Source organism: Burkholderia sp. SIMBA_062, from assembly GCF_046534765.1.
Lineage (GTDB): Bacteria > Pseudomonadota > Gammaproteobacteria > Burkholderiales > Burkholderiaceae > Burkholderia > Burkholderia ambifaria.
This window is the reverse complement of the sequence record NZ_JAWRYD010000008.1, coordinates 40944-59668: the sequence shown is the minus strand read 5'-3', so window position 1 is coordinate 59668 and position 18725 is coordinate 40944. Positions and strand designations below refer to the sequence as shown.

The following is an 18725-nucleotide window of genomic DNA, read 5'->3' as shown; positions in this document are numbered from 1 at the left end:
GCGCCGCGCGTTCAATTCGACGCAATCGGCTGCGGGCGCGCCAGAAATCGACGCGAATTGCGCAATTTGGCTTCCGATAATGGTCCGGACACAACGCAGTTGCCCCGTGCGCCGCACGGGGACAGCGTGACCATGGAGGACTCGATGCAATTCACGCAAGCGATCGTTCGCCGTCCCGCGCCGTCCTGTGGCGCGGGTCTCACCACCGCCACGCTCGGCGCGCCCGACTACGACAAGACGCTCACGCAGTTCCACGCATACTGCGACGCGCTGCGCGGGCTCGGGGTCGAGCTGACCGAGCTGCCGCCGCTCGACGCATTCCCCGATTCGCATTTCGTCGAGGACGTCGCCGTCGTGACGCCCGAATTCGCGGTGATCACACGCCCCGGCGCGCCCGCGCGGCGCGGCGAGACGGTGCACATCGAAGCCGCGCTCGGCGCGCATCGCGACCTGCTGCCGATGCAGGCGGGCCGTCTCGACGGCGGCGACGTGATGCTGGTCGGCAAGCGCTTCTACATCGGCCTCACGGGCCGCACCGACGCCGAAGGCATCGCCGCGTTCGAAGCGCTGGTGTCGCGCTACGGCTATTCGGTCGTCGCGGTGCCGGTCGGCGCGGGCCTGCATCTGAAGTCGGTGGTCAACGCGCTCGGCGACGACACGCTGCTCGTGACCGACGCGCTGGCCGCGCATCCGGCGTTCGCCGACTATCGCCGGATCGCGATCTCGGCCGCCGACGAATACGCGGGCAACACGCTGCGCGTGAACGGCACGCTGATCACGCCGGCCGGCTATCCGCGCGTGCACGACGCGATCGGCTCGCTCGGGCTGCCGCTGCACGTGATCGACACGAGCGAATTCCGCAAGATGGACGGCGGCCTGACCTGCCTGTCGCTGCGCTTCTAGCCGATTGGCGCGCGGCCGCTTCGGCCGGATAATGTGGCCCCCGCGCGGAAACGGACGAGACGCTCCGCGCACCAGCCACGACCCGACCGGAGCGAACGCGGATGACCGACAAGAAGATGCAGCTCGACAAGATCGATCTCCGGATCCTCGACATCCTGCGTACCGACGGTCGGATTTCGTACCGCAAGCTGTCGGAGCTCGTGAACCTCACGCCGCGTCCATGCCAGGCGCGCGTGGAGCGCCTCGAGGCGCTCGGCGTGATCGAAGGCTACCGCGCGGTGATCAACGCGCCGCGCGCGACCAAGCCGATCGTCGTGATCGCGCAGATCGTGCTGGCCGATCACGGGCGTTCGCAGGCCCCGTTCGAGGACGAAATGCGGACCAATCCGGCCGTGCTCGACTGCTGGCTCGTCAGCGGCACGTTCGATTTTCTCGTGCGGCTCGCGTGCGAGGATCTCGACGAATACCGGCGGATCGCGAACGTGTGGCTGGAAAGCCCGCGGTTCCGGATCGAGAAGATCGTGACGACCGCCGAGTTGCAGACGATCAAGCGCAGCATCGTCTGACGCGGCAGCGCGCGTCGGGGCCGCCGGCAGCGGACGAGCGGTCCGGCGGGCAGAACCGGTTTTCGCAGCGAATAACCGGGTCGATCGATTGGTATTCCGAATCAATTCGAGCGGCCCGATTCCAATCAGGATGAATGCCATGGATGCTTTGCAAGCGGCAGCGCAGACGGCCGCGCCGTCCGGGACGGCGCTCAAGCGCCGGCTGCAGGGCCGCCACATCGCGATGATCGCGATCGGCGCCGCACGGTGCGGCGCTCGACGGCCCTGTTCCCGCGTGAAGCGAATGGCCTGACCGTGTGGCGTCATCGTCACGAGACGCCGGTCCGCGCCGGAATCGACGTTACTTGTCCAGCTCCGGATAGTGCCGGAAGATCCCCATGTCGTTGAACGGAATGCGGCGTTCGGACTCGAGATAACGCACGATCGGCGGATGCCGCGCGACGCGATCGTGCAGGCCGACGAGTCCCTCGACCTTGCGCTCCGCGCGCTTCATCGCCTTCGGAAACGCGTAGCGCAGGCCTTCGATCAGCTGGAATATCGACAGGTCCGCGTAACTGAGCGCGCTGCCGGCGAGATAGCCGCCCTTGTGCGGGTTCTGCTCGAGCACGCGCTCGAAGTAGCCGAGGTATTTCGGCAGCCGGTGCTCGAGGAAATCGGCCGCGCGCTCGGCGGCTTCGGCCTTCTGGTCCTCGTAGTACAGGCCGCTGCCGATCGGGTGATGCGTGTCGTGGATCTCGGTGACGAAATCGGCGACGGTCAACTGGAGCTGATGCACCCACAGCCGCCCCGCTTCGTCGTCGGGCGCGAGCCCGAGCCGCGCGCCGAGAAACAGCAGGATGTTCGCGGCCTGCCCGACGACCACGTCGCCGGCCTTCAGGAACGGCGGCGCGAACGGCACGCATTCGTCCTTCGTGCTGTCCATCATGCGCATCATCGCCGACACGCCCATGCCGCGCCCCGATTCGCGCGCGACGTCGACATAGTCGGCCTCGGCCGCCTCGAGCGCGAGCCGCACGTATTCGCCGCGGCCCTGGATTTCGGGCCAGTAATAGAGTTCGTATTGCATGCATTGCTCCTGTCCGGTCGATGCGGCGGGGTTGCGCGCATCGTGGTGGCGGGGCGGGCGGCCGTGCGCCGCCCGTTGCGAATAGACAGTCTAGGAGATCGAGCGGGAAGTGCCGCGCGTCGTGTCAGGGGCCGCGCTCGCTGCGCTCGCCGCCTTCCGGGCCATGGAAGAACACCCAGGTCGAGAAGTCGTCGGAGAAGCCGGCGAAGCGGTGCGCCGCGAACGCGGGCACGAACAGCACGTCGCCGGCCGCGACGCCGTATTCGCGTCCGTCGAGGACAAACCGCGACGTGCCCGCGGCAATCACGTAGACCTCGTCGCGCGTATGCGGCGTTTGCAGGTCCTCGCCGCGCGGCCGGTACAACTCGATGTCGAGCGTGCCGTGGCGAAACAGCGTCGTGAACAGCGTGCCTTCAGCGTCGAGGCGGGCGAGCGATTCGTTCAGGCCGAGCTTCATCGTGGTGTGCTCCGGGTCCGTTCGTGGGGACGTTCAGACGTGCGTCGTCCCATCGTATGCCGGAATCCGGCCCGGCGTGAACGCCGTTTGCCGGGTAATGCCGATACAGGTATTGGCACTACCAGCCAAACCACTGTTTTTAATGGGTTTTTTCGCGTCGCGCCTGCGCGGTGGCGCATTCTGCGTGGCATAATCGATCGCATCCGCAAGGCTTGTAGTCACAACGACCCCGCATACCCATGGCACAGACTCTCTACGACAAACTGTGGAATACCCACGTCGTCCACACCGAGGACGACGGCACGGCATTGCTCTATATCGACCGCCAGCTGCTGCACGAAGTCACGAGCCCGCAGGCATTCGAAGGGCTGAACGTCGCGCACCGCCCGGTGTGGCGCATCAGCGCGAACCTGGCCGTGTCGGACCACAACGTCCCCACCACGGATCGCAGCCACGGCATCGCCGATCCGGTCTCGAAGCTGCAGGTCGACACGCTCGACGCGAACTGCGACGCGTTCGGCATCACGCAGTTCAAGATGAACGACGTACGCCAGGGCATCGTGCACATCATCGGGCCGGAGCAGGGCGCGACGCTGCCGGGCATGACGATCGTCTGCGGCGATTCGCACACGTCGACGCACGGCGCGTTCGGTGCGCTCGCGCATGGCATCGGCACGTCGGAAGTCGAGCACGTGCTCGCGACGCAAACGCTGCTGCAGAAAAAGAGCAAGAACATGCTCGTGAAGGTCGAGGGCGCACTGCCGCGCGGCTGTACCGCGAAGGACATCGTGCTCGCGATCATCGGCAGGATCGGCACGGCCGGCGGCACGGGCTACGCGATCGAATTCGGCGGCTCGACGATCCGCGCGCTGACGATGGAAGGCCGGATGACCGTCTGCAACATGGCGATCGAAGCCGGCGCGCGCGCGGGCATGGTCGCCGTCGACGACACGACGATCGACTACCTGAAAGGCCGTCCGTTCGTGCCGACCGGCGCGGAATGGGACCAGGCCGTCGAGTACTGGCGCGAATTCAAGTCCGACGAAGGCGCGCAGTTCGACCGCGTCGTCGAGCTGAACGCAGCCGAGATCGTCCCGCAGGTCACGTGGGGCACGTCGCCGGAAATGGTCACGTCGATCGACGGTCGCGTGCCCGATCCCGAGCGCGAGAAGGATCCGGTCAAGCGCGACGCGATGGAACGCGCGCTGGCCTACATGGCGCTCGAGCCGAACACGCCGATGGAGTCGATCAAGGTCGACAAGATCTTCATCGGTTCGTGCACGAACGCGCGCATCGAGGACATCCGCGCGGCCGCGTATGTCGTGAAGAAGCTGAACCGCCGCATCGCATCGAACGTGCGGCTCGCGATGGTCGTGCCGGGCTCGGGCCTCGTGAAGGCGCAAGCCGAGCGCGAAGGGCTCGACAAGGTGTTCACCGATGCGGGCTTCGAATGGCGTGAGCCGGGCTGCTCGATGTGCCTCGCGATGAACGCTGACCGGCTCGATCCGGGCGAGCGCTGCGCATCCACGTCGAACCGCAACTTCGAAGGCCGGCAGGGCACGGGCGGTCGCACGCACCTGGTGAGCCCCGCGATGGCGGCGGCGGCGGCGATCGAAGGCCACTTCGTCGACATTCGCCAACTGGGGTAACGCGTGACGGCATCGAAGCTCATCGCGCGGCTGGTTGCCGCGCTGGCGCTCGCGGGGCTGGGCTTCGGCCTTGCGGGCTGCAATACCGTCCGAGGCTTCGGCCAGGACGTCAATGCCGCCGGCAGCGCGCTGCAGCGCGCCGCGGACTGACGTCCGCCAGGAATTTGTCGATGTGCGCCGGCTGAATGCCGGCCCTTCAACCGGATAGACGGATCATGGAAAAATTCACAGTGCATACCGGCGTCGTGGCGCCGCTCGATCGCGAGAACGTCGACACCGACGCGATCATCCCGAAGCAGTTCCTGAAGTCGATCAAGCGCACGGGCTTCGGTCCGAACGCGTTCGACGAATGGCGTTACCTCGACCATGGCGAGCCGGGCCAGGACAACTCGAAGCGCCCGCTGAACCCGGACTTCGTGCTGAACCAGCCGCGCTACCAGGGCGCATCGGTGCTGCTCGCACGCAAGAACTTCGGCTGCGGCAGCTCGCGCGAGCACGCGCCGTGGGCGCTGCAGCAGTACGGCTTCCGCGCGATCATCGCGCCGAGCTTCGCCGACATCTTCTTCAACAACTGCTACAAGAACGGTCTGCTGCCGATCGTGCTGACCGAGCAGCAGGTCGATCACCTGTTCAACGACACGTATGCGTTCAACGGCTATCAACTGACGGTCGACCTCGACGCCCAGGTCGTGCGCACGGGCGACGGCCGTGAGTATCCGTTCGACATCGCCGCGTTCCGCAAGTACTGCCTGCTGAACGGCTTCGACGACATCGGCCTGACGCTGCGTCACGCGGACAAGATCCGCCAGTTCGAAGCCGAGCGGCTCGCGAAGCAGCCGTGGCTCAACAACAAGCTGGTCGGCTGAGATTGCCTTCGGGCGGGCGCGCATGACGCTCGCTCGCCGACCTGCCACCCACACCTACCCAGTCAGGAATAACGCATGAAGATTGCAGTGCTGCCCGGCGACGGCATCGGTCCGGAAATCGTCAACGAAGCCGTCAAGGTGCTGAACGCCCTCGACGAACAGTTCGAACTCGAGCAGGCGCCGGTCGGCGGCGCGGGCTACGAGGCGAGCGGTCATCCGCTGCCGGACGCGACGCTGAAACTCGCGAAGGAAGCGGACGCGATCCTGTTCGGTGCGGTCGGCGACTGGAAGTACGACTCGCTCGAACGCGCGCTGCGCCCGGAGCAGGCGATCCTCGGGCTGCGCAAGCACCTCGAGCTGTTCGCGAACTTCCGCCCGGCGATCTGCTATCCGCAACTCGTCGATGCGTCGCCGCTGAAGCCGGAACTGGTCGCGGGCCTCGACATCCTGATCGTGCGCGAGCTGAACGGCGACATCTACTTCGGCCAGCCGCGCGGCGTGCGCGCCGCGCCGGACGGCCCGTTCGCCGGCGCGCGCGAAGGCTTCGACACGATGCGCTACTCGGAACCGGAAGTGCGCCGCATCGCGCACGTCGCGTTCCAGGCCGCGCAAAAGCGCGCGAAGAAGCTGCTGTCGGTCGACAAGTCGAACGTGCTCGAAACGTCGCAGTTCTGGCGCGACATCATGATCGACGTGTCGAAGGAATACGCGGACGTCGAGCTGTCGCACATGTACGTCGACAACGCGGCGATGCAGCTCGCGAAGGCGCCGAAGCAGTTCGACGTGATCGTGACCGGCAACATGTTCGGCGACATCCTGTCGGATGAAGCGTCGATGCTGACGGGCTCGATCGGCATGCTGCCGTCGGCGTCGCTCGACAAGAACAACAAGGGTCTGTACGAGCCGTCGCACGGTTCGGCGCCGGACATCGCGGGCAAGGGCATCGCGAACCCGCTGGCGACGATCCTCTCGGCCGCGATGTTGCTGCGCTACTCGCTGAATCGCGCCGAGCAGGCCGAGCGCATCGAGCACGCGGTGAAAACGGTGCTCGAACAAGGCTATCGTACGGGCGACATCGCGACGCCGGGCTGCAAGCAGGTCGGCACGGCGGCGATGGGCGATGCGGTCGTCGCCGCGCTGTAACGCGCATGGCGATTACGTACGACAGTTAATGTAGAAAGGGCGCGAACGGGTCGTGAAATCGGCCGGTTCGCGCAGGGTTGGCCGTTGTGCGGGCAACCGGCTTTGTGTAGACTCGAACGATGGCGCTGATTTCCCTGATCTCCCCGGTCCTGAAACTCCACGGCAACATTGCCCGTGCGGGTACGCGCGCCATCGTCATCACGAAAACCATTACCACGAAAACGATCATTAAACGCTGATCGTCCGTCGTGCCCGCCTGTTTCCCCGCGCGGTCACGCGGGGACGGAAATGGCGGGGAAGCTCCATTCAAAGGGTTAGTCATGAACGTAGGTCTCGTAGGTTGGCGCGGCATGGTCGGCAGCGTGCTGATGCAACGCATGCAGGAAGAAGGTGATTTCGACCTGATCGAACCGGTGTTTTTCAGCACCAGCAACACGGGCGGCAAGGCGCCGTCGTTCGCGAAAAACGAGACTACGCTCAAGGACGCGACCAACGTCGACGAGCTGAAGAAGTGCGACGTGATCATCACGTGCCAGGGCGGCGACTACACGAACGACGTGTTCCCGAAGCTGCGCGCGGCCGGCTGGAACGGCTACTGGATCGACGCGGCTTCGTCGCTGCGGATGAAGGACGACGCGGTCATCATCCTCGATCCGGTCAACCTCGACGTGATCAAGGACGCGCTCGTCAACGGCACGAAGAACTTCGTCGGCGGCAACTGCACGGTCAGCCTGATGCTGATGGCGCTCGGCGGCCTGTTCCGCGAGAACCTCGTCGACTGGATGACGGCGATGACCTACCAGGCCGCATCGGGCGCGGGCGCGCAGAACATGCGCGAACTGCTGTCGCAGATGGGTGCGCTGCACGGTGCAGTGCAGGAGCAGCTCGCCGATCCGGCTTCCGCGATTCTCGACATCGATCGCCGCGTGCTCGCGACGATGAACAGCGATGCGATGCCGACGAGCCACTTCGGCGTGCCGCTCGCCGGTTCGCTGATTCCGTGGATCGACAAGGATCTCGGCAACGGGATGTCGAAGGAAGAGTGGAAGGGCGGCGCGGAAACCAACAAGATCCTCGGCAAGCCGGCCATGGGCGAGCCGGGCTCGATTCCGGTCGACGGCCTGTGCGTGCGAATCGGCGCGATGCGCTGCCACTCGCAGGCGCTGACGATCAAGCTGAAGAAGGATGTTCCGCTCGACGAAATCAACGGCATCCTCGCGTCGGCGAACGACTGGGTGAAGGTCGTGCCGAACGAGCGTGAAGCGTCGATGCGTGACCTGTCGCCGGCGAAGATCACCGGCACGCTGACGGTGCCGGTCGGTCGCCTGCGCAAGCTCGCGATGGGCGGCGAATACCTGTCGGCGTTCACGGTCGGCGACCAGCTGCTGTGGGGCGCGGCCGAGCCGCTGCGCCGCATGCTGCGTATCCTGCTCGACAAGTAAGGATCGGCGCGCGAAGCGAGACGCCTGCTAGCCCCTTGCGGGGCGGCAGGCGTTTTTCATTGGTCGGCGCCGGGCATGGACGGCCGCATCCGTCGGCGACGAATTCGGCCGGAACCCGATCGTGTGAAGTAAACTATGCGGTTACGACGCGCAGAGTCGCCGAAAGCGTCGCGTTCTGCGCGACGCTTTTGCATTTCCGCGGCGACTTTATTGACGCTTCCCTACGCGAATCCGAGCCGCGCCCGCGCGCGGCGATTGAGCCTACGATGTCCCGAATTTCCTTGTTTCCGCGTCAGTCCCGTCTGTCGCGCGCCGTGCGTGGCGCGCTGGCGATCCTGGCGCTCGGCACGGCCGTATCGGCCTGGGCGGCCGACACCGGCGAACTGGCGGCGTCCGCCGCCGGCGCCCCTGCGCCGCTCAATGTGACGGTCCAGCCGGGCCAGTCGTTGAACGACCTCGCGAAAGCGGCCACGCAGTCGCACGACCCGGCCGTGCTCGCACGCGCCGGCCGTGCGCTGTTCGACGCCAACCCGCAGGCGTTCATGAAGCGCGACCCGAGCCGCTTGAAAGTCGGCGCAACGCTGACGGTGCCGGCGCTCGACGCCACGGGCGCGGCGCTCGTGCCGGCCGGTGCGTCGAGCGCGTCCGGTGCATCGGCGGTGTCAGCGGCAGCGTCGGCGGCGGTAGCCGCGTCCGGCACGGCCGCAGTCGCGCAGCATGGCGCGTCCGCGCCGCACCCGGGGTCGGCCGTGCAAGGCGCGCCGGCCGCATCGGCTGCGCATGCGGCGCCGGCCAGCGGTGCAAGCGTCGCGGCGGCGGCTGGGGCGTCGGCTCCGATCGGCGCATCGGCCGCGCATGGCGCGTCGACGGTCGAGCCCGTTCAGCCGGCAGCGCCTGCGGCTGGCGCAAGCGGGCCGCACGTTTGGAGCGGCGCGATCCAGTCCGCACCGTCGTCCGCGAGCGAAGCCGCTAGCCAACTCGCACCGGGTGGACAGGCTCAAGGCATGCACGAACCGTCCGCGGCGGCACCCGTCGCGGGCGCGTCGCAGCCACGGCCGTCGAGCCTCCAGCAACTGCTCGCGCTGAAGAACCGCGTGCTGATGGAACTGCAGAAGCACGGGATCGGCAAGCCGGCCGACACGAACCACGTTGCACCGGCGCGAGCGCCGGCTCCGGCGCCCGTTGCCCCGCGCCCCGCCGCGAATGACGCGGGTGCATCCGCCGCGTCCTCGCCTTCGGCCTCCTCGGCCGCGAGCGAAGCGGCGTCCGGTGTGGTTGCCAGCGCGGTGCAGCCGGCATCGGCGCCCGTGCAGCCGGCCGTGCCGGTCACGACCGCCGCGCCCGCGCGCGGCGCGGCACAGATCGACTGGCGTCCGACTGCAGTGGCAGGCGCGGCCGTACTCGTTCTCGCGGCCTGGTTCGCGTGGCGCAAGCGCCGGAAAGCGCGGCCGGCCGATGCGATCACCCCGGAATCCGGCGGAGCAGCTGCCGGCGATGCGGGCGCATCGCCGTTGCCCGTCGAACCCTTGCCGCCGATCCTTCCCGAGACGCCGCTTGCACGCGACGCGGCGGCCGGTGTGAATCTGATCGCGGCTACGGCGGCTACGGCGGCTACCGCGGCTACGGCGGCTACCGCGGCTACCGCGGCTACCGCGGCAGCGGCGGGGGCCGTCGACACGCGTGAAGCCGAGCTCGCGTCGTCGCCGGAAACCGCGAAGCCGCACGACGATCAACCGGAAGCACCGTCCGCGCACGCCGCGCTCGAGCGCGACGCAGCGCCGGCCTTGCGCGACGTGACACCCGTCGCGGAAACGGCCGCGGACGAGCCGCTGCAAACGCCTGCGGCGCCTTCGACGAACGACGCCCAGCACGCGGCGCTGATGCAGAACGCGATCAGCGCGCTCAACAGCCTCGACATGCCGTTGCCGCCGCGTCAGGCGGACGAGCCGGCCGCACGGGAAGGGCAAGCCGAAAGCGAGCAAATCGCAACTAACGGTCAATCCGCGTCGTACCCGCCGGTTGGTGCGAACGATCCGTCACCGGAACACCCGGCCGACCAGGATGACGAGTTCGACGGGGATCCGGATGCGGCAACGCCCGCAGCTCACGCGGGCGGTGCATCCGCGCCGTCGTCGCTGCCGCCGCTCGGTGGCGCACAGTTCGGCGCGTTGAACCTGGATTTCGATCTCGACCTGCCGTCCGCGCCGGGGGCCGCGTTGCCCGCGCTGACGCCGGAAGAGCTCGCGCGCATCGCGCGCAACAAGCTGGATCTCGCGTCGGAATACGTCGAACTGGGCGACCTGTCAGGCGCGCGCACGCTGCTGCAGGAGGTGATCGACGCGAACGACGCCGCGACGCGCGACGATGCGCGTGCGCTGCTCGCGAAACTGGCGGACGAGGCGTAATGCGGATCGCGCTGGGGATTCAGTACGACGGCGCGGCGTTCTGTGGCTGGCAGGCGCAGCCGCACGGCAAGACCGTGCAGGACGCGCTCGAACGCGCGCTCGGCGAATTCGCGTGCGTGCCGTTGCACACGACGGTCGCGGGGCGCACCGATACGGGTGTGCACGGGCTCGGGCAGGTCGTGCACTTCGACACGGATCTCGACCGCACGGATTTTTCGTGGGTGCGCGGCACCAACGCGTTCCTGCCGTCGACCGTTTCCGTGCAGTGGGCGAAACCGATGCCGGACACGTTCCACGCGCGTTTCGCGGCGTTCGAGCGCACCTATTACTACGTGCTGTACGTGCATCCCGTGCGCTCGCCGATGCTGGCCGGCCGTGCGGGATGGATCCACACGCCGCTCGACGACGACGCGATGCGCGCCGCCGCCGCGCACCTGATCGGCGAGCATGACTTCTCGTCGTTCCGGTCGTCGGAATGCCAGTCGAAGACGCCGGTCAAACACCTGTATCAGATCGACGTGCGGCGCGCCGGCCACTTCATTCATTTCCGCTTCCGCGCGAACGCATTTCTGCACCACATGGTGCGCAACCTGATGGGCTGCCTCGTCGCGGTCGGGCGCGGCCGCTATCCGGCGGACTGGCTCGCCGACGTGCTGGCCGGGCGCGACCGCAATCTCGCCGCGCCCACGTTCATGGCCGACGGGCTGTATCTTGCCCATGTCGGCTACCCGGCGGAATTCGCCGTCCCGCCCGCGCAACTCGGCAGCGTGCCGTGGAGCAGCGTCTGGGCCGATCTGGACCTACCATCATGACGGATCACGCCGTGCCTTCTCCGACCTCCGCCGCGACCGGCCTCGCGCCGCGCACGCGCATCAAGCTGTGCGGCCTGTCGCGCCCCGAGGACGTGCTGCACGCCGCGGCACTCGGCGCCGACGCGATCGGCCTCGTGTTCTATCCGAAGAGCCCGCGCGCGGTGTCGATCGCGCAGGCGGCCGAACTGGCGCGGCTCGCGCCGCCGTTCGTGTCGGTGGTCGGGCTGTTCGTGAACGCGACCGAAGCCGAGATCGACTCGGTCGTGCGCGAGGTGCCGCTCACGGTGCTGCAATTCCACGGCGACGAGACGCCCGAGCAGTGCGACGCGCTTGGCCGTGCGGCACGCCTGCCGTGGTTGCGCGCGGTGCGCGTCGGCCCCTCGACTCAGCCGGCCGATTTGGTAGAATCGGCACTTCATTATTCGAAAGCGCGCGGCCTCCTGTTCGACACCCTGGTGCCGGACTACGGCGGTAGCGGCAAGGTCTTCGATTGGTCTCTTATTCCCGCAGAGCTCGCGCATCGGGCCGTTTTGAGTGGTGGCTTGAGCGCGCAAAACGTCGGTGATGCGATCCGCCAGTTGCGCCCGTTTGCTGTCGATGTCTCGAGTGGCATCGAAGTGGAGGGCGCGAAGGGCGTGAAGGATCACGCCCGGATGGCGGCGTTCGTACGCGCGGTGCGCGAAGCGGACGCCCGGTGATGCAAGACGGTGCGACCCCCGAACGCGGGGCGCGCCGACCGATCGAGAGTGACACCATGTACAACCTTCCTGATGATCACGGCCATTTCGGCCCGTATGGCGGCGTGTTCGTCGCCGAGACGCTGATTCACGCGCTGGACGAACTGCGCACCGCGTATGAAAAATTCCGGAACGACCCCGATTTCGTCGCCGAATACGAGCGCGAACTGAAGCACTTCGTTGGCCGTCCGTCGCCGATCTATCACGCGCAGCGCTGGAGCGAGACGCTCGGCGGCGCGCAGATCTACCTGAAGCGCGAGGACCTGAACCACACCGGCGCGCACAAGATCAACAACGTGATCGGCCAGGCGCTGCTTGCCAAGCGCATGGGCAAGAAGCGCGTGATCGCCGAGACGGGCGCCGGCCAGCACGGCGTCGCGACGGCCACGATCTGCGCGCGCTTCGGGATGGAGTGCATCGTCTACATGGGCGCCGAGGATGTGCGCCGCCAGGCCGCGAACGTCTACCGGATGAAGCTGCTTGGAGCGACGGTCGTGCCGGTCGAATCGGGTTCGCGCACGCTGAAGGACGCGCTGAACGAAGCGATGCGCGACTGGGTCACGAACATCGAAAGCACGTTCTACATCATCGGCACGGTCGCGGGCCCGCACCCGTATCCGGCGATGGTGCGCGACTTCCAGCGCGTGATCGGCGACGAGTGCAAGGTGCAGATGCCGGAACTCGCCGGCCGGCAGCCGGACGCGGTGATTGCGTGCGTCGGCGGCGGCTCGAACGCGATGGGCATCTTCTATCCGTATATCGACGACACGTCGGTGCAGCTGATCGGCGTCGAAGCGGCCGGCGACGGCCTCGACACCGGCCGTCACGCGGCGTCGCTGATCGCCGGCAGCCCCGGCGTGCTGCACGGCAACCGCACGTACCTGCTGCAGGACGACGACGGCCAGATCATCGAGACGCATTCGGTGTCGGCCGGTCTCGACTATCCGGGTGTCGGCCCCGAGCACGCATGGCTGAAGGACAGCGGCCGCGCGCAATACGTGCCGATCACCGACGACGAGGCGCTGAAGGCGTTCCACGACTGCTGCCGGATCGAGGGGATCATCCCCGCGCTCGAGTCGAGCCACGCGATCGCGTATGGCGTGAAGCTCGCGCCGACGTTGCCGAAGGACAAGATCCTGCTCGTCAACCTGTCGGGCCGCGGCGACAAGGACATGCACACAGTCGCCGAGCGATCGGGCATCGCGCTCTGACCGACCGATGCGTGACCTGATCGAACAGCCGGGCGGCGGCGCCGCGAGCGAAGCGGAGGCGGGGCAGCCCGCCGTCGCCGTGCCGTGCGCACTGCCGTCCGGGATCGAACTGCACAACCGCGATTTCATGACCGAAGCCGCGCGCCTGCCGGATGCGTCGATCGACCTGATCGTCGCCGATCCGCCGTACGGGCTCGGCAAGGACTACGGCAACGACTCGGACAAGCGTTCGGGCGACGTGTTTCTCGCGTGGACGCGCGAGTGGCTCGAGCTCGCGATTCCGAAGCTCAAGCCGAGCGGGTCGATGTACATCTTCTGCACGTGGCAGTACGCGCCGGAAATCTTCAGCTTCCTGAAGACGAAGCTCACGATGGTCAACGAGATCATCTGGGACCGGCGCGTGCCGAGCATGGGCGGCACGACGCGCCGTTTCACGTCGGTGCACGACAACATCGGCTTTTTCGCGGTTTCCAAAGCGTATTACTTCGATCTCGATCCGGTCCGCATCCCGTACGACGCCGACACGAAGAAGGCCCGCTCGCGCAAGCTGTTCGAAGGCAGCAAGTGGCTGGAGATGGGCTACAACCCGAAGGACGTCTGGTCGGTCTCGCGCCTGCATCGGCAGCACGCGGAGCGCGTCGATCATCCGACCCAGAAGCCGCTGGAAATCATCGAGCGGATGGTGCTCGCAAGCTGCCCGCCGGGCGGCCGCGTGCTCGATCCGTTCATGGGCAGCGGCACGACCGCGGTGGCCTGCGCACGGCAGGGGCGCGACTTCGTCGGCTACGAGATCAACGAAAGTTATTGCGCGATCGCGCACGAGCGCGTGAACGCGCTCGACGTGCGGGCGTGCGCGTGAGTCGCGCCGCCGCAATGCCGATCGCAACTAGGAAAATTGCCATGTCCACCCGTATCCAGCAGACCTTCGCCGCACTCGCCGAACAAGGCCGCAAGGGCCTGATCCCGTTCATCACGGCCGGCGACCCCGATCCCGCGAAGACCGTCGAATTCATGCACGCGCTCGCCGAAGGCGGCGCCGACGTGATCGAGCTCGGCGTGCCGTTCTCGGACCCGATGGCCGACGGCCCGGTGATCCAGCGCTCGTCGGAGCGCGCGCTCGCGCGCGGCGTCACGCTGAAGAGCGTGCTCGCCGACGTGAAGCGCTTTCGCGACACCGACCAGAAGACCCCCGTCGTGCTGATGGGCTATGCGAACCCGATCGAGCGGATGGGCGTCGACGCGTTCGCGGTCGAAGCGCAGGCAGCCGGCGTCGACGGCGTGCTCGTCGTCGACTATCCGCCCGAGGAAGCCGGCGTGTTCGCCGAGAAAATGCGTGCCGCGCAGATCGATCCGATCTTCCTGCTCGCCCCGACGTCGACCGACGAGCGCATCGCCGACGTGGGCAAGATCGCGAGCGGCTACGTGTACTACGTGTCGCTCAAGGGCGTGACCGGCGCCGGAAATCTGGATGTTTCGAGCATTGCGGGTAAAATCCCGGCCATCAAGTCGCGCGTGCCGGTTCCGGTGGGCGTCGGCTTCGGCATCCGCGACGCCGAAACGGCGCGCGCGGTGGCCGAAGTGTCGGACGCCGTCGTGATCGGCAGCCGCCTGGTGCAACTGCTCGAGAGCGCCGCGCCGGAAGGCGCCGCCGCCGCGCTGAAGACATTCATCGCCGAGCTGCGCGCCGCCCTGGACAGCGCCGGCAAGACGGCGCGATAAACACAACACAGGAGGCGGGAACGGGCCGGTCGGCCCGCCCCGCCACGGAACAGGAAACCATACACGATGAGCTGGCTCGACAAACTGTTGCCGCCGAAGATCAAGCAGACCGACCCGAAAAGCCGCAAGGGCATTCCGGAAGGCCTGTGGGTCAAATGCCCGTCCTGCGAGGCCGTGCTGTACCGCAACGACGTGGACGCGAACCTGCACGTGTGCCCGAAGTGCGATCACCACATGCGCATCGGCGCGCGCGAGCGCCTCGACGGGCTGCTCGATCCGGAAGGCCGCTATGAAATCGGCCAGGAAATCGTGCCGGTCGACTCGCTGAAGTTCAAGGACAGCCGCAAGTACCCCGATCGTCTGAAGGAAGCGATGGACGAGACGGGCGAGACCGACGCGATGGTCGTGATGGGCGGGGCGATCCACACGCTGCCCGTGGTCGCGGCCTGTTTCGAGTTCTCGTTCATGGGCGGCTCGATGGGTTCGGTCGTCGGCGAGCGTTTCGCGCGCGGCGCGCAGAATGCGCTGGAGCAGCAGGTGCCGTTCATCTGCTTCACGGCGTCGGGCGGCGCACGGATGCAGGAAAGCCTGCTGTCGCTGATGCAGATGGCGAAGACCACCGCGATGCTGACCAAGCTGGCCGAAGCCAAGCTGCCGTTCATCTCGGTGCTGACCGACCCGACGATGGGCGGCGTGTCGGCGAGCTTCGCGTTCCTCGGCGACGTCGTGATCGCGGAGCCGAAGGCGCTGATCGGTTTCGCCGGCCCGCGCGTGATCGAGCAGACGGTTCGCGAGAAGCTGCCGGAAGGCTTCCAGCGCGCGGAATTCCTGCTGACGACGGGCGCGATCGACATGATCGTCGACCGCCGCAAGATGCGCGACGAGATCGCACAGCTGCTCGCGCTGCTGCAGCGACAGCCGGCCGACGCGCTGGCCTGATCGGCGCGGCGTTGTGAACTGCGCGCGTCGCCCGGCTGAACCGCCGGGCGGCGCGTTTCGTTTTTTGGCGTAGTGGCGGTACCGATTCAGATTTGATCCGATGAGCACTTTTCCCACTCTCGACGCGTGGCTTTCGCATCTCGAACGCGCGCACCCGGTCGGCATCGACATGGGCCTCACCCGCATCGGGCAGGTCAAGGCGGCGCTGCAGCTCGAATTCGCGTGCCCCGTGATCACGGTCGGCGGCACGAACGGCAAGGGCTCGACCTGCGCGTTCCTCGAGGCGATCCTCGTTCACGCGGGCTACAAGGTCGGTTGCCACACGTCGCCGCACCTGCTCGAATTCGCCGAGCGCGCACGCGTGAACGGGCAGCAGGTCAGCGATGCCGACCTGCTGCCGCACTTCGAAGCCGTCGAAGCGGCGCGCACGTCGCTGCCCGAGCCGGTATCGCTCACGTACTTCGAATTCACGACGCTCGCGATCCTGCACCTGTTCGCGTCGCGCGGGCTCGACGTCGTGATCCTCGAAGTCGGCCTCGGCGGCCGGCTCGACGCGGTCAACATCATCGATACCGACTGCGCGATCGTCACGAGCATCGACATCGACCACACCGAATACCTGGGCGACACGCGCGAGAAGATCGCGTTCGAGAAGGCCGGCATCTTCCGCGCGGGCAAGCCGGCGATCTGCGGCGATCCTGCCGTGCCGAACACGCTGATCGACCATGCCGCCGCGATCGGCGCCGACCTGTGGCTGGTCGGTCGCGATTTTCGCTATGAAGCGCAGCCGGGCGCGGAGCGCCAGCAATGGAGCTATCTCGGCCGCGACAAGCGCTATCCGGCGCTCGCCTACCCGGCGCTGCGCGGCGCGAACCAGCTGATCAATGCATCGGCCGCGCTGGCCGCGCTGGAGGCGCTGCGCCCGGTGCTGCCGGTGTCCGCGCAGGATATCCGGCTCGGGCTCGCGAACGTCGAGCTGCCGGGGCGCTTCCAGGTGCTGCCCGGCAAGCCGGCGATCGTGCTGGACGTCGCCCATAACCCGCATGCGGCGGCCGTGCTCGAGCAGAACCTCGGCAACATGGGCTTCTTCCCGTACACGTACGCGGTGTTCGGCGCGATGCACGACAAGGACATCGACGGCGTGCTGCGGCACCTGGCGGGGGAGGTCGACCACTGGTGCGTGACCGACCTGCCGCTGCCGCGCGCGGCGAGCGCGGAGCAGCTCGAAGCCGCGCTGCGCAAGGCAGGCGTGGAGGACGGAGCCGATTCGAGCGTCACGCGGTTCGCGTCGCCGGCGGAAGCATTTCGAGATGCACTAAAAAGAGCATCCGAGAATGATAGAATCGTGGTTTTCGGCAGTTTCCATACGGTGGCCGGTGTGATGGCCTACCGGAAATCGCAGCAACACTGACTGTCGGGCAGTTTCGGACTCAGCCATTCATGGGAATTTTCTCGTTCGGCAAGAAAGACGACGACGCGCCCACCCGGCGCGGCGGTCGTACCGGGGCCTCCCGGAACGTGCGCACGGAGCGCACTGAACGCGTCGAGCGACGCACGCGCCGCACCGAGCGTCCGGAATCGGACGCACTGCTTGTCGATCCGACCCTTCCTGAAAAACAACGCGCCCGCCGGCGTCTCGTCGGCGCGATCGCGCTCGTCGTCGGCGCGGTGATCGTGCTGCCGATGGTGCTCGATTCGCACCCGAAGCCGGTGACGGACGACATCGCGATCGATATTCCGAACCGGCCTGCGCATCAGGCGGTCGCGCCGCGTGACGACGATGCCCCCGACGTGCAGGCGGGCGTCGCGCATGACGAGCCGCCGGCCTCCGATGTCGCGGTGGCGGCCGCGCCCGCGCCGAAGGATACGGCCAAGCCGGCCGCCAAACCCGATGCCACGACCTCGACGACCACGGCGAGCGTGACGCCGCCGAAGCCCGCTGCGAAGCCGGCCGCCCCCGCGGCGAAGCCGGTCGCGCCGAAGCCGGCGCCGGCGCCCGCGACGGTCGCGAACGCCGACGCCGCGGCCGACAGCGGCGACGCGTCGTCGCCGGCATCGCCGGCCGGTGCGCGCTTCGCGGTGCAGCTCGGTTCGTTCAAGGACGACACGACGGCCCGTTCGTGGGCCACCAAGTTGAAATCGGCGGGTGTGCCCGCATATGTCGAGCATCGCAAGCAGGCGGACGGCAGCACGGCTACACTGCTGCGTGCCGGCCCGTTTGCGGATCGCGCGGCGGCGTCCGCCGCGATCGCGAAGGTGCGCGAAGCCGGACTGACGCAGTAACGTGCGATGCTGACGGCTTTCGACTACGCTGTATTGGCGGTGATCGCGTTGTCTGCGCTGCGTGGCGCATGGCGCGGTTTCGTCTCTGAGATTTTCGGGTTGATCGGCTGGATCGTGGCGGTCGTGATCGCTGCACGCTATGTCGGGCTGGTGGTGCCGTATATTCCGGCGAACTGGCCGGGCGGCGCGCTCACACAGTGGGTGCTCGCGTTCGCGCTGATCGTGATCGGCGTCGTGTTCGTCGCAGGTGTCGCGAATGCGCTGTTGTCGCGGATCGCGCAAGCGACGGGCCTCGGCGGAGTCGATCGCTCGCTGGGCATGATGTTCGGGCTCGTCCGCGGCTGCGTGCTGGTAGTGCTGCTGGTCGCGGCGGCCGGGCTGACCGAATTGCCCAAACAGGATTTCTGGCGCAATGCGCTCTTGCGTCCTTTCGCCGAACAGGGCGTGCACGAGCTGAAGCAGCTCCTGCCCGACGGCATGGCCCAGTACGTGCGCGTGTGACGACGCGGCCGGGCAGGACGGAACCG

The 18725-nt window shown here is 67.5% G+C and carries 20 protein-coding genes; 18 read left to right on the top strand and 2 right to left on the bottom strand.

Annotated elements, in window-relative coordinates:
• The first annotated feature begins 144 nt into the window (after positions 1-144).
• Entirely contained in the window at positions 145-903 is a 759-nt protein-coding gene (locus tag SB786_RS10630; protein ID WP_410727421.1) for a dimethylarginine dimethylaminohydrolase family protein, read from the top strand.
• A gap of 101 nt (positions 904-1004) precedes the next feature.
• Positions 1005-1469, top strand: coding sequence for an Lrp/AsnC family transcriptional regulator (locus SB786_RS10625; protein WP_410727420.1), 465 nt, complete (start codon positions 1005-1007; stop codon positions 1467-1469).
• 340 nt (positions 1470-1809) lie between these two features.
• Here SB786_RS10625 and SB786_RS10620 read toward each other — a convergent pair whose 3' ends face one another.
• Together SB786_RS10620 and SB786_RS10615 are read right to left on the bottom strand one after the other, a co-directional pair.
• Positions 1810-2535 carry a glutathione S-transferase gene (locus tag SB786_RS10620; protein WP_410727419.1) on the bottom strand — a complete coding sequence of 242 codons (726 nt, stop codon included), beginning with the start codon at positions 2533-2535 and terminating at the stop codon, positions 1810-1812.
• Positions 2536-2659: 124 nt separating this feature from the next.
• Positions 2660-2992: a cupin domain-containing protein gene (locus SB786_RS10615; RefSeq protein ID WP_410727418.1), complete on the bottom strand. Its 333-nt coding sequence runs from the start codon at positions 2990-2992 to the stop codon at positions 2660-2662.
• A 239-nt stretch (positions 2993-3231) separates the two neighbouring features.
• Here SB786_RS10615 and leuC point away from each other — a divergent pair, with 239 nt between their 5' ends.
• From leuC to SB786_RS10535, 16 genes are all read left to right on the top strand, one after another.
• A complete protein-coding gene (gene leuC / locus SB786_RS10610; protein ID WP_175738726.1) occupies positions 3232-4641 on the top strand; it encodes a 3-isopropylmalate dehydratase large subunit in 1410 nt (469 codons plus the stop codon).
• A 3-nt stretch (positions 4642-4644) separates the two neighbouring features.
• A complete protein-coding gene (locus tag SB786_RS10605) occupies positions 4645-4791 on the top strand; it encodes an entericidin A/B family lipoprotein (RefSeq protein WP_410727417.1) in 147 nt (48 codons plus the stop codon).
• A gap of 65 nt (positions 4792-4856) precedes the next feature.
• Positions 4857-5507 carry a 3-isopropylmalate dehydratase small subunit gene (gene leuD / locus SB786_RS10600; protein WP_006756677.1) on the top strand — a complete coding sequence of 217 codons (651 nt, stop codon included), beginning with the start codon at positions 4857-4859 and terminating at the stop codon, positions 5505-5507.
• Positions 5508-5582: 75 nt separating this feature from the next.
• Positions 5583-6650 carry a 3-isopropylmalate dehydrogenase gene (leuB, locus tag SB786_RS10595; RefSeq protein WP_410727416.1) on the top strand — a complete coding sequence of 356 codons (1068 nt, stop codon included), beginning with the start codon at positions 5583-5585 and terminating at the stop codon, positions 6648-6650.
• A gap of 119 nt (positions 6651-6769) precedes the next feature.
• A complete protein-coding gene (locus SB786_RS10590) occupies positions 6770-6889 on the top strand; it encodes a hypothetical protein (RefSeq protein WP_006754086.1) in 120 nt (39 codons plus the stop codon).
• Positions 6890-6970: 81 nt separating this feature from the next.
• Positions 6971-8092 carry an aspartate-semialdehyde dehydrogenase gene (gene asd / locus SB786_RS10585; protein WP_410727415.1) on the top strand — a complete coding sequence of 374 codons (1122 nt, stop codon included), beginning with the start codon at positions 6971-6973 and terminating at the stop codon, positions 8090-8092.
• A 266-nt stretch (positions 8093-8358) separates the two neighbouring features.
• Entirely contained in the window at positions 8359-10497 is a 2139-nt protein-coding gene (locus tag SB786_RS10580) for a FimV/HubP family polar landmark protein (protein WP_410727414.1), read from the top strand.
• Positions 10497-11309: a tRNA pseudouridine(38-40) synthase TruA gene (gene truA / locus SB786_RS10575; RefSeq protein ID WP_410727413.1), complete on the top strand. Its 813-nt coding sequence runs from the start codon at positions 10497-10499 to the stop codon at positions 11307-11309. The genes SB786_RS10580 and truA overlap by 1 nt, the downstream gene beginning before the upstream one ends.
• The gene (locus SB786_RS10570) at positions 11306-12007 is read left to right on the top strand and encodes a phosphoribosylanthranilate isomerase (protein WP_410727411.1); all 702 of its coding nucleotides are present in this window, start codon (positions 11306-11308) and stop codon (positions 12005-12007) included. The genes truA and SB786_RS10570 overlap by 4 nt, the downstream gene beginning before the upstream one ends.
• 56 nt (positions 12008-12063) lie before the next feature.
• Entirely contained in the window at positions 12064-13257 is a 1194-nt protein-coding gene (trpB, locus tag SB786_RS10565; RefSeq protein ID WP_410727410.1) for a tryptophan synthase subunit beta, read from the top strand.
• A 7-nt stretch (positions 13258-13264) separates the two neighbouring features.
• A complete protein-coding gene (locus SB786_RS10560; RefSeq protein WP_410727409.1) occupies positions 13265-14116 on the top strand; it encodes a DNA-methyltransferase in 852 nt (283 codons plus the stop codon).
• Between the two features lie 41 nt (positions 14117-14157).
• Positions 14158-14976 carry a tryptophan synthase subunit alpha gene (gene trpA / locus SB786_RS10555; protein WP_410727555.1) on the top strand — a complete coding sequence of 273 codons (819 nt, stop codon included), beginning with the start codon at positions 14158-14160 and terminating at the stop codon, positions 14974-14976.
• Positions 14977-15042: 66 nt separating this feature from the next.
• On the top strand, positions 15043-15915 hold the full coding sequence (accD, locus tag SB786_RS10550; protein WP_006761962.1) for an acetyl-CoA carboxylase, carboxyltransferase subunit beta: 873 nt from the start codon (positions 15043-15045) through the stop codon (positions 15913-15915).
• Between the two features lie 100 nt (positions 15916-16015).
• The gene (folC, locus tag SB786_RS10545; protein ID WP_410727408.1) at positions 16016-17326 is read left to right on the top strand and encodes a bifunctional tetrahydrofolate synthase/dihydrofolate synthase; all 1311 of its coding nucleotides are present in this window, start codon (positions 16016-16018) and stop codon (positions 17324-17326) included.
• Between the two features lie 29 nt (positions 17327-17355).
• A complete protein-coding gene (locus tag SB786_RS10540; protein WP_410727407.1) occupies positions 17356-18198 on the top strand; it encodes an SPOR domain-containing protein in 843 nt (280 codons plus the stop codon).
• A gap of 6 nt (positions 18199-18204) precedes the next feature.
• A complete protein-coding gene (locus tag SB786_RS10535; RefSeq protein ID WP_006755189.1) occupies positions 18205-18699 on the top strand; it encodes a CvpA family protein in 495 nt (164 codons plus the stop codon).
• Positions 18700-18725: the final 26 nt, after the last annotated feature.